Origin of the sequence: Lysobacter antibioticus, assembly GCF_000731095.1 — a bacterium.
Taxonomy (GTDB): Bacteria; Pseudomonadota; Gammaproteobacteria; order Xanthomonadales; family Xanthomonadaceae; genus Lysobacter; species Lysobacter antibioticus_B.
The window spans coordinates 45,836-54,921 of sequence record NZ_JMTZ01000020.1 but is presented as its reverse complement, the minus strand read 5'-3'; the positions used below and the strand labels follow the sequence as shown (position 1 = coordinate 54,921).

Genomic DNA, 9,086 nt, shown 5'->3' with positions numbered 1-9,086 from the left:
ATCCCTGTCCCGATGAAAAACGGCCCGCATCCCTGCGGGCCGCCCTCTGGGTCTTCGATGGCCTTCGCGATGTCGAATCGACGCACAGCAACAGCAAGGCTGCTTCGGGTAGGAGCGGTGCAAGCCGCGACCGCCATGCCGCGCTCTCGCGTCGTCGATGGCCGAAGGCTTAGGCGGCCCCCTGCAGGAGCGGCGCAAGCCGCGACCGCGAATCTGCAAGCAACGGCGCCACGTTACGGGACAATGCGATCGCCCCTCAAAGCTTCTTAACCAACTGTGCCAGCATCTTCTTCGTCGCCGGCCGGAGCAGATATTCGTTCGACAGTATCTCCAGCGCGGCGAGGTTGGTGGCGCTGGTGTCGTCGAGGTCGTCCAGGCCGACCAGCAGTTCGGTTTGCATCCGGTAATAGCCGTCGCCGACCAACTGCCTGGCGATGTAGTCGACCGAATCGGTGTTGCCGTCGAACAGGACGTCGATGATCGGCACCGCCCATTCCAGCGCGCCCCATTCTCGGGCCGAGTGCAGGTCGATGCTGCGGGTGCGTTCGCCGGTGCCGACCGACAGCACCACCAGGTCGCGGCTGTTGTCGACCTGGGCGTCCTTGCGCATCGCCTCGGCGATGGCGCAGGCGGTCGGGTTGTTGGCGACCACGCCGCCGTCGATCAGCGCGTGCAGCTTGCCCTGGAGGTGCATCGGATGGGCCGGAAAATAGGTCGGCGCGGCCGAAGACGCGCGACAGATCTCCCACACCGGCAGCTTGCGATGACAAGCATCGAAGCTCTTGAAGATCACCGGCGCGCGCGAAATCGTGTCGTAGCTGGTGACCAGCACCGGCGCCTTGAGCTGGCCGAGGGTGGTCTTGCCGAATACCTTCTTGAGTACCTTCTCCAGACCCACGCCGTCGTAGCGCGGGGCCGAGAGACCGGCGTAGAACACGCGTCCCGCACGCGACCACAATCGCCCGGCCAGATCCGGAAAGATCAGATGGCGTTGATCCCGATACAACTCGGCCATGGCCGCGGGGCTGAGCCCATGCGCGAGGCCGCAGGCGACCAGCGCCCCGGTGGAACTGCCGGCGATCAGGTCGAAACTCTCGAGCAGGCCGGGCTTGCCGGATTGGATCAGCGTCCGCTCGACGCCGTCGAGCCAGTGGCAACTCACCAGACCGCGTATGCCTCCGCCGTCGAGCGAGAGGATGCGCCGCATCTTCATCGCGTTCTCCGTCGTTGTGCAGTAAACACGCCGTGCTTCGAGGACAGGAGCGGCGCGAGCCGCGACCGCGATCCTGTCGCCGCGACGCGAATCGCGGCGGCTGCGTTCAAGGCCCCGGCGGCGCCCGCATGACGGGCGCGCAGGCGATCGAACTCAGTACCACTCCAACAACGACACACCCAGCCCGATGTAAGTCGCGCGGTGGTTGTAGTCGATCATGCTCTCGCCGTAGCCGTCGAAGATCTGCAGATGGCCGCGCAACTGGTTGTGGATCGGAAAGCCCCAGTCGAACTGCAACGCGCCGTGCGAACGGTCGCCGCCGCGCATCGAATGGCGCGCCATCAGCGAGAACTCGTGACCGCCGCGGCGATGCACCACGGTGAGGTCGCCGCGGCCGATGTAATCCTCGATGTCCGGATTGTCGTCGTCGTTGCCGTCCGACAAACGCCACCACGGACGCAGCATCACGGCCCAGTTCTCGCGGTCCAGGCCGACGTTGGCGATCACCCGGTTCCAACTGCGCGAAAACGGATCGGCACGGCCGTTGGACTGGTGGTTGATGCCGATCGCCGCCATGCGCCCGTTCCAGCCGCCGATGCGGTAGTTGTTGCGGAACACCAGCAGCACTTCCGGCTCGTAATTGGTTTCGCGGAACGGCCGCGAGTCCTCGCCGTTGTAGACCTGCCAGCGCGAGCTCTGGGTGTAGCCCATCCAGACGTCGCCGTTGTCGCCGAACAGATTCTCGACCGCCTTGGTCTTGAAGCTGATCTGGAACTTGGCCTCGATGTCCTTGAGCGATTGCGGCTCGGTCACGTTGTTGCGCGGGTTCGGCGACGACGGCAGCGTGTTCGGGTTGTCGTTCCAGAACACCGGCAGCAAATACACCGGCTTGTAGGCCCGGAAGTTGAACACGCCGAGCTTGGAATCCTTGGCCAGCTCCCAACGGCTGTCGAGCAGGCTGCCCTTGCCGGCGTTGGCGATGGCGCTGTCGAGCGGGTCGTCGTGGCTGAAGACGCTGCCCGACAGGGCGCGCTTGGCGCGTTCGCCGACGCTCGGCTTGGGCTCGCCGGCGATTTCGTCGCCGACCGCGAGGTTCTGCTGGATCGCCTTGGCTTCCTTGGCCGCGATATCGGCCTGGCGCGCGCCGTCGGCGGGGCGGCCGAGCGCGGCGTCGTAGCAAGCCAGGCGATCGGCGTTGCTGGTGATCGCCACGCAGGCTTCCGGGGTAGCCGCTTGCGGCGCGGTCTGGGCGAAGGCGAGCACGGGAGCGCTGGCGAGGGCGACGGATATCAAGCTGCGTTGCAGGGGCATGGCGATACTCACGGCGTATGGATCGCGAACGACAAAACCGTTGCAGTCTTGCATCCGGACGCGAACGAGACGTGAACCGCGTCGCAGCGCGAGGGCTGCGACGCGGTCGCGCGCCGGCTCAGAAGCAATGGCTCAGAAGAACCAGGCGAACGCGAACAGGCCGACCATCGCGAAGGCTAGGCCGAGCTTGAGCACGGTGCCGGCGACGATGCCGACCCAGGTGCCGACCCCGACCTTGGTGGCCTGGCTGAGCTGGCGGGTGTGGATCAACTCGCCGGCGAGGGCGCCGACGAAGGGGCCGATGAACACGCCGATCAGGCCAAAGGCCAGCCCTGCGAAAGTGCCGACGATCGAGCCGACGATCGCCAGCTTGCTGGCCCCGACCCGTTTGGCCCCCATCGCGGTGGCCACGAAATCCACGCCCATGGACAGCACGGTCAACACGCCGAGGATGACCAGCACCATCCAGCCGACTTTCTCGAATCCGGACACCCAGGAGGCGAGCACCATCCCGGCGAATACCAGGGGCAGGCCTGGCAGGGCGGGGAGCACCGTTCCGACCATTCCGACGACGACCAGCACCCCGGCCAAAATGTAATAAAACGTATCCAAATTCATGCCGAATCCCTTGTCCGGACAGGCTGTCCGGGCTGTTTGCATTTTGGCCCATGTCGGGGTACGTTGCGGTCGCTGCGTTTGCCAAGGGTCACCGTGAATCGTGGCCCCGATGCGGTAGATCCATCGATCCGCTACATCGTTGCACCTCGCTTCCTCCTTGCAACCAGCACGCGACGAAGGTCGTGTTAACAACATCACGTTCCAAGGAGAGAGTAGCGATGTCCGGCAAAGAAACGGGAACCGTCAAGTGGTTCAACGATGCCAAGGGTTTTGGCTTCATCAGCCGTGAAAACGGCGAAGATGTCTTCGTGCATTTCCGCGCGATCCAATCCCAGGGCTTCAAGAGCCTGAAGGAAGGCCAGAAGGTCTCCTTCACCGTCGTCCAGGGCCAGAAGGGCCTGCAGGCCGACGCGGTCGAACCGCTGTAAAGCTCGCACCGATGTTCGGCTGCGGTCTTCGATCGCAGCGCATAGAGTCAGAAAAGCCCGGCTTCGGCCGGGCTTTTTGCTATGTATTTCTTGATTTTCGTCACAGTTCCGGATATTGCCCGCTTCGCTCCAGAGCACTCGCAACGATTCCGGGCCTGTCGGATTCGTTGCACAGCGAACGCAGCCCGGCGCGAATCCTGCGGATATGGCTTTACTCCGGGTTATATCGATTGAATGCCGCCGGGCGAAAGCGCGGCATCGCTGCCCGCATCGCGAAGCCGCCGGTCGGCCGATGCGCCTGGGCGAATCCCGCAAGAGCGCCGGGGGCAGGAAGCCCCCGGCAACCCGACGGCCTCGCCGAGCCGTCCCGCGTCCTTGCAGTTGTTGCAGCGACCGGCGCTCCCGTCTCGCCATGCGCCGTTCGAGCTTCCGAATCTCCATCCGGAAGGAGCCCCGCACGGCGTCGACCCGGCCTCGTCTCCCGGTCGGCGCCTTGCGCCATCCTGGCGCCCGCTTCCGCTTTCGCATCCACTTCCGGCGGAAGGCTCGTGGTTATCGAACGCACCAGTCCGATGCATGGGGTCGAGCGCGAGCGGATTTCGCATCGAGGGCGGCCTCAACGCGAACGGCCCGCCATGGCGGGCCGTTCGGAGCTCGGCGGGCGAGCGCGCTGCGCGGGTGCGCGGCTCAGTTCTGGAACGGGGTGTTTTCGGCGAAGTACTCGTGGTTGTCGGCGTTGTCGAGTGCGGCGCTCGGGTTGCTGTTGGCGAGGCTCTTCGCCGCGCTTTGGCCGTAGGCGTGATCGTCGGTGCCGGCGACGACGGTGAAGTGGCTCATCTCGTGGATCAGGGTGCCGGCCTTGGAGTCGGTGCCGGTCAGCGGCGCGTTCCAGAACGCGTTGCAGACGTAGATCTGGTACGGCTGGTTCGGATAAACGTAGGCATAAGCGCTGCTGTTGCAACCGCAGTTGATGGTGATCTGGCCGTTGCTCTGGTCGATCGCCGAATCGATCGACGCGAAGTGCGAACGCGCGGTGCTGTAACGGCTGGAGGTGTAGGCGCCGAACCAGGTCGTGTAGCGCGGGCCGAGCGTGCCGGCATTGAGATAGCCCTTGGCGTTCTCGGCGTAGCTACGTGCGGCATTGACGGCCTGGCCGGCCGAACTCGTGCGCGAGGTGGTGCAACCGACGTAGTTGACGCCATTGACGATCGCGCTCGGGCCGACTGGCGGCTTCTTGGCCGCAGGCGAGGCCTTGCTGCCGCCGAGTTGGTCGAGGCCGTCGACCCACAGGCTCAGCGGCGCGCTTTGCGCGCTCATCGGCAAGCCGTTGGCCTGGTGCAGCATGACCCGGTCGGAGGTCGAGGCGTGCTGCAGCGGCGCATTGAAGCTGACCACGTATTGGCCGGTCTGCGACAGGTCGTAACCGGCCGAGAGGTCGATCACGCGGCGATAAGTCTGGCCGGGTTGCAGGATCGCGAAATCCTCGGCCTGCGGCAGGCCGCGCTTGACCATCGCGCCCTCGTAGGCGACCGGCTGGCCGTTGTAGCTGACGTTGAACAACTTGGCGTCGAACTGATCCGACGGCAGTTGCCACTTCGGCAGGCGCACGGCCTTGCGGCTGGTGTTGGTGATGCTGATCTCGACCGAGCCGAGGAAATCGTCGGCGGCGCCGGAGACGGCGACCATGCCGACGCGCAGCGGATTGTTCTGGGCTGCGCCGGGTGCGGCGACGGCGGCTGCAATGGCGCCGGTGAGCACGGCACTCGCGGAAACCAGATGCACGAAGCGAAGTTTCATTCCACGATCTCCTGATGTTGCGATGGGCGGGGTCCGGTGGCGGACTCGAAAACCCTAACCGAAGGCAAGATCGTGCAACGCGCGATAAGTGAGCCAGTTCCGCGCTTAATCGTGATGCGGGTCGTGAACGCGAAGCGCGGCGCGCGCGCAAGAAAAAACGGCCCGCGATGCGGGCCGTTTTTCCGTTACTTCTCGTTACATTGTTTCATCGCGGTTTGATCGCAAGCCCGGAACGATGCGGCCCGGTTCGCGTTCGATCGGAGCGAGCCCGATCGCCGTCGATCAACGAACGTAGGCGCGACCGTTGGCGACGCGCACGTAGGTGTTCTCGCGAATGCCGGCGAGGTCCTTCTGGCTGACCACGGTGGTGCGGCCGTCGTTCATGCGCACATAGATGTTGTAGGTCGGCGCGCCGACGCGGTTCTGGATGGCGTTGCCGGCGAGCGCGCCGGCGGCGGCGCCGGCGACGGTCGCGGTGTTGCGACGGCCCTTGCTGTCGGTGTGATCGTCGGCGATCTCGCGGCCGGCGACGGCGCCGACCAGACCGCCCAGGATCGCACCGGTCGCGCGCGGCGCCGTGCTGGTCGCGGTGGTCTGTTCGATGCGGGTCACGACACCGCAGTCATAGCAATTGTTCTGGTTGCTGTTGCCATAGCTCGGCTGCGACGGCGGCGGATAACTGTTGCCGTAGCCTCCGCCGTAGCCCGGAGAGGTCGCACAGCCGGCAAGCGCCAGCGTAGCGACCGTGGCCAGACCCAGCAATCGGATGTTATTGGTGTTCATTCGAGGCTCCTGCGCTTTAGGGGCGAGTGGCGGACAGTTGCCACGCATCAGCCAAGCTATGCGCAGTCACGTGAACACGTGTTCAATTTTCGACCTTGTATCCGACTTCTTCCCCACCGCGTTCAGCTCGCGGCGGGGAAGCCGGGGCGATCAGCCGCGGAAGTCCTGATGGCAGGCCTTGCAGGCCTCGCCGATCTGTTCCGAGACGGCGCCGACGCCGGCGCAGTTGAGCGGCGGGCTGGTCAGCGCGCCGTCGAGCGCAGCGCGCATCTTGCTTGCGTGCTGGCCGAAGCGGGTGTCGTCCTTAAGGTCGGGGAAGGCCGGTTCGAGATCGTCGGCCATGGTGCGCAGGGCCTTCAGATGCGGGAGCGTGTCGGTGGCTCCGCAACGGTTCTGTTCGACCTTGCCCTTGAGCTGGCCCAGATGCCACTGCTGCACTTGCATGACGCTGTCGGGGAAATGGTCCTTGCGCTGATCCAGTGCGCGTACCGCCATGACCGTGGCGACGACGCCGCCGACCAGGCCGATGAGAAACAGAAACAAGTACTTCGAACCATTGCCTTTGCGTTTCGCTTCGGCGTTGCTGGGCTGGGTATCGCTCATTGCCTGGCCTCCATCCAATGTCGGCGCACGATAGCACGCGCCAATGTGAGGTCCAGGTCAGAAACCTTTGGCGGCCAAGCCTTTCGGCGCCTTCGAAGGCACATTATTCGAGGAGCGGAGGCAGGGCCGCGGGGACGGACGGCCTGGCCAGGCGCGCTCGCGCGCCGCAGCGTCCTAACGCTCGCGCCGGAAAGCCGTGCCGTCGCCCTTACAATATGCGCATGACCCCGCAATCCTCCGACACTCTCTGGCAAGAACGCTTTGCCGGCATCGACCGCCTGTACGGTCACGGCTCGGTCGCACGCTTCCGCCAATGCCGCATCGCCGTGGTCGGCATGGGCGGCGTCGGTTCCTGGGCGGTGGAGGCGCTGGCGCGTACCGGCATCGGCCACCTGACCCTGATCGATGCCGACGATCTGTGCGTGTCCAACACCAACCGCCAGTTGCCGGCCTTGGAAGGCCAGTACGGCCGCGCCAAGGTCGAGGCCATGGCCGAACGTTGCCGCGCGATCAACCCGGCGATCGAGGTCGACGCGGTGCAGAGTTTCCTGACCCCGTCGAACCTGGACGAGCTGCTGGACCGCGGTTTCGACCTGGTCCTGGATGCTTGCGACAGTTTCCGCAGCAAGGTGGAACTGATCGCCTGGTGCCGGCGCCGTAAGCTGCCGGTGATCGTGGTCGGTTCGGCCGGCGGCCGCACCGATCCGACCCTGGTGCGGGTGCGCGATCTTTCGCGCACCGAACACGATGCGATGCTGGCGCTGATCCGCAAGAAGCTGCGCGGCGAGTTCAACTTCCCGAAGAACACCGGCCGCTATTTCAGCGTCTCGGCGATCTACTCGCTGGAGAACGTCAAATACCCGCAGCCCGACGGCAGCGTCTGCGGCCTGCGGCCGAAGGTCGCCGGCGATGCGGCCCTGAAGCTGGACTGCGGGGCCGGGCTCGGCGCAGCCACGCATATCACCGGCGTCTTCGCCTTCGCCGCGGTCGGGCGCGCGCTGGAGATCCTGCTCAAGCCTAAGGCGCAGGCGGCAGGCTAGGAACGGTGCGAGCCGCGACCGCGGGCTTTCAACCCGGTGCGAAGGCAGCAGTAGCGAAATCCATCGGCAACCGTCTTTGCGCCGTCGTTGCGATGGCGCGGTCGCGGCTCGTGCCGCTCCTACCCGGAGACGGTGTCTGAAGCCTGCGGCAGCTTGAACAGGCGCTCGGCGTTGGCGCTGGTCGCGGCGGCGAGTTCGTCCAGCGATATCCCGCGCAGTCCGGCGATCGTTTCGGCGATGCCGGCCAGGCGCGCCGGCTCATTACGTTGGCCGCGGATCGTGGCATCGGGCTGGTCGGGCGCATCGGTTTCGAGCAGCAATTGCCCGATCGGCATCGCCGCGACGATGCGCCGCAAGCGCTTGGCGCGGTCGTAGGTGACCGGGCCGCCAAGCCCGAGCAGGAAACCCGCTTTCCACAATTGCTCGGCCTGTTCCTCGCTGCCGGAATAGCTGTGGACGACGCCGCGCAGGCCGCCGATGCGGCGCAACGCGGCGATGGTCGCCTCGACCGAGTGGCGTGCGTGCACGATCAGGGGCAGGTCGAACTCGCGCGCGAGTTTCAGCTGGCCTTCGAAGTAACGCATTTGCTCGTCGCGATCGAGGCCTTCGACGAAATAGTCCAGCCCGCATTCGCCGACCGCGAGCGGCCGTTCGCGCTCGATCCAATCGCGCAGCTCGTGCAGATGCCCGGGCCGGTGCGAGGACAGATACATCGGGTGCAGGCCGTAGGCCGGATACAGACCGGGCGCGCTCGCGCAGACCTCGCGCAGTTTCGGCCAGCCGGCCGCGTCGACCGCCGGCACGACCTGGCGGGCGACGCCGGCCTGGCGCGCGCGCGCGATCACCTCGCCGCGGTCGAGGTCGAACTCGGCTGCGTCGAGGTGGCAGTGGCTGTCGACCAGGGCGTGCATGCGCTCAGCGCGCGGGCGGCGTCGGCGGCTCGATGGTCGGAGGCGCCTTGCGGTTTTTCCAGTTGGCCAGCAGCAAGGTGCCCAGGCCCAGCAGGATTTCGTCGGCGAGCGGGACGAAGTCGGGGATGACCAGGTCGACCAGGAACAGCGCCGCGGTAACCACGAACAGACGCGGATAGCTCAGGCGTCCGAGAAAACCCAACAGGGGAGCGAGCAGAGGATTGGCCATGTTCGATCGAGTTGTGACGCAGGTTGCAAACACGCTAGCACGCGGCCGCGTGACGATTCACGCAGGGGACAGATTGGCGAAAATCAATAGGCACTGGTTCAGCTTTCGAGTGGTGGAATGGCGCCGTCCCCCCAACGGTCGGCAACCTATCCC

10 protein-coding genes are annotated in these 9,086 nt (G+C 65.8%); 2 read left to right on the top strand and 8 right to left on the bottom strand.

The genetic code is table 11. From position 1 onward, the window contains the following. Nucleotides 1-256 precede the first annotated feature (256 nt). From EX88_RS0108005 to EX88_RS0107995, 3 genes are all read right to left on the bottom strand, one after another. Complete coding sequence (locus tag EX88_RS0108005) at nucleotides 257-1,213, bottom strand: patatin-like phospholipase family protein (protein ID WP_051884722.1); 957 nt, start codon at nucleotides 1,211-1,213, stop codon at nucleotides 257-259. Nucleotides 1,214-1,366: 153 nt separating this feature from the next. Continuing rightward, nucleotides 1,367-2,524, bottom strand: a complete 1,158-nt coding sequence (locus EX88_RS0108000) for a phospholipase A (protein WP_031371476.1) — start codon at nucleotides 2,522-2,524, stop codon at nucleotides 1,367-1,369. Nucleotides 2,525-2,656: 132 nt separating this feature from the next. Further along, nucleotides 2,657-3,142, bottom strand: coding sequence for a DUF456 domain-containing protein (locus EX88_RS0107995; RefSeq protein WP_031371475.1), 486 nt, complete (start codon nucleotides 3,140-3,142; stop codon nucleotides 2,657-2,659). Nucleotides 3,143-3,360: 218 nt separating this feature from the next. On the opposite strand from EX88_RS0107995, the gene EX88_RS0107990 reads away from it, so the two are divergent. After that, entirely contained in the window at nucleotides 3,361-3,570 is a 210-nt protein-coding gene (locus EX88_RS0107990; protein WP_031371474.1) for a cold-shock protein, read from the top strand. A gap of 687 nt (nucleotides 3,571-4,257) precedes the next feature. Here EX88_RS0107990 and EX88_RS0107985 read toward each other — a convergent pair. The 3 genes from EX88_RS0107985 to EX88_RS0107975 all read right to left on the bottom strand — a co-directional run bounded on the left by EX88_RS0107985 (nucleotide 4,258) and on the right by EX88_RS0107975 (nucleotide 6,753). Further along, nucleotides 4,258-5,367 carry a M35 family metallo-endopeptidase gene (locus EX88_RS0107985; protein WP_031371473.1) on the bottom strand — a complete coding sequence of 370 codons (1,110 nt, stop codon included), beginning with the start codon at nucleotides 5,365-5,367 and terminating at the stop codon, nucleotides 4,258-4,260. Nucleotides 5,368-5,649: 282 nt separating this feature from the next. Then, a complete protein-coding gene (locus tag EX88_RS0107980; RefSeq protein WP_031371472.1) occupies nucleotides 5,650-6,150 on the bottom strand; it encodes a glycine zipper 2TM domain-containing protein in 501 nt (166 codons plus the stop codon). Between the two features lie 150 nt (nucleotides 6,151-6,300). After that, nucleotides 6,301-6,753 (bottom strand): hypothetical protein, encoded by a 453-nt coding sequence (locus EX88_RS0107975; RefSeq protein WP_036148322.1) that lies wholly within the window; start codon nucleotides 6,751-6,753, stop codon nucleotides 6,301-6,303. Nucleotides 6,754-6,974: 221 nt separating this feature from the next. Here EX88_RS0107975 and EX88_RS0107970 point away from each other — a divergent pair, with 221 nt between their 5' ends. Further along, the gene (locus tag EX88_RS0107970; RefSeq protein WP_031371470.1) at nucleotides 6,975-7,793 is read left to right on the top strand and encodes a tRNA threonylcarbamoyladenosine dehydratase; all 819 of its coding nucleotides are present in this window, start codon (nucleotides 6,975-6,977) and stop codon (nucleotides 7,791-7,793) included. Nucleotides 7,794-7,912: 119 nt separating this feature from the next. Here EX88_RS0107970 and EX88_RS0107965 read toward each other — a convergent pair whose 3' ends face one another. Together EX88_RS0107965 and EX88_RS0107960 are read right to left on the bottom strand one after the other, a co-directional pair. Beyond that, nucleotides 7,913-8,704, bottom strand: a complete 792-nt coding sequence (locus tag EX88_RS0107965; protein WP_031371469.1) for a TatD family hydrolase — start codon at nucleotides 8,702-8,704, stop codon at nucleotides 7,913-7,915. Nucleotides 8,705-8,708: 4 nt separating this feature from the next. Continuing rightward, nucleotides 8,709-8,933 (bottom strand): DUF6116 family protein, encoded by a 225-nt coding sequence (locus tag EX88_RS0107960; RefSeq protein ID WP_031371468.1) that lies wholly within the window; start codon nucleotides 8,931-8,933, stop codon nucleotides 8,709-8,711. Nucleotides 8,934-9,086: the final 153 nt, after the last annotated feature.

Coding starts and splice junctions, on each gene's coding strand:
- EX88_RS0108005 (WP_051884722.1), bottom strand. CDS start 1,213: ATGAAGATGCGGCGCATCCTCTCGCTCGACGGCGGAGGCATACGCGGT.
- EX88_RS0108000 (WP_031371476.1), bottom strand. CDS start 2,524: ATGCCCCTGCAACGCAGCTTGATATCCGTCGCCCTCGCCAGCGCTCCC.
- EX88_RS0107995 (WP_031371475.1), bottom strand. CDS start 3,142: ATGAATTTGGATACGTTTTATTACATTTTGGCCGGGGTGCTGGTCGTC.
- EX88_RS0107990 (WP_031371474.1), top strand. CDS start 3,361: ATGTCCGGCAAAGAAACGGGAACCGTCAAGTGGTTCAACGATGCCAAG.
- EX88_RS0107985 (WP_031371473.1), bottom strand. CDS start 5,367: ATGAAACTTCGCTTCGTGCATCTGGTTTCCGCGAGTGCCGTGCTCACC.
- EX88_RS0107980 (WP_031371472.1), bottom strand. CDS start 6,150: ATGAACACCAATAACATCCGATTGCTGGGTCTGGCCACGGTCGCTACG.
- EX88_RS0107975 (WP_036148322.1), bottom strand. CDS start 6,753: ATGAGCGATACCCAGCCCAGCAACGCCGAAGCGAAACGCAAAGGCAAT.
- EX88_RS0107970 (WP_031371470.1), top strand. CDS start 6,975: ATGACCCCGCAATCCTCCGACACTCTCTGGCAAGAACGCTTTGCCGGC.
- EX88_RS0107965 (WP_031371469.1), bottom strand. CDS start 8,704: ATGCACGCCCTGGTCGACAGCCACTGCCACCTCGACGCAGCCGAGTTC.
- EX88_RS0107960 (WP_031371468.1), bottom strand. CDS start 8,933: ATGGCCAATCCTCTGCTCGCTCCCCTGTTGGGTTTTCTCGGACGCCTG.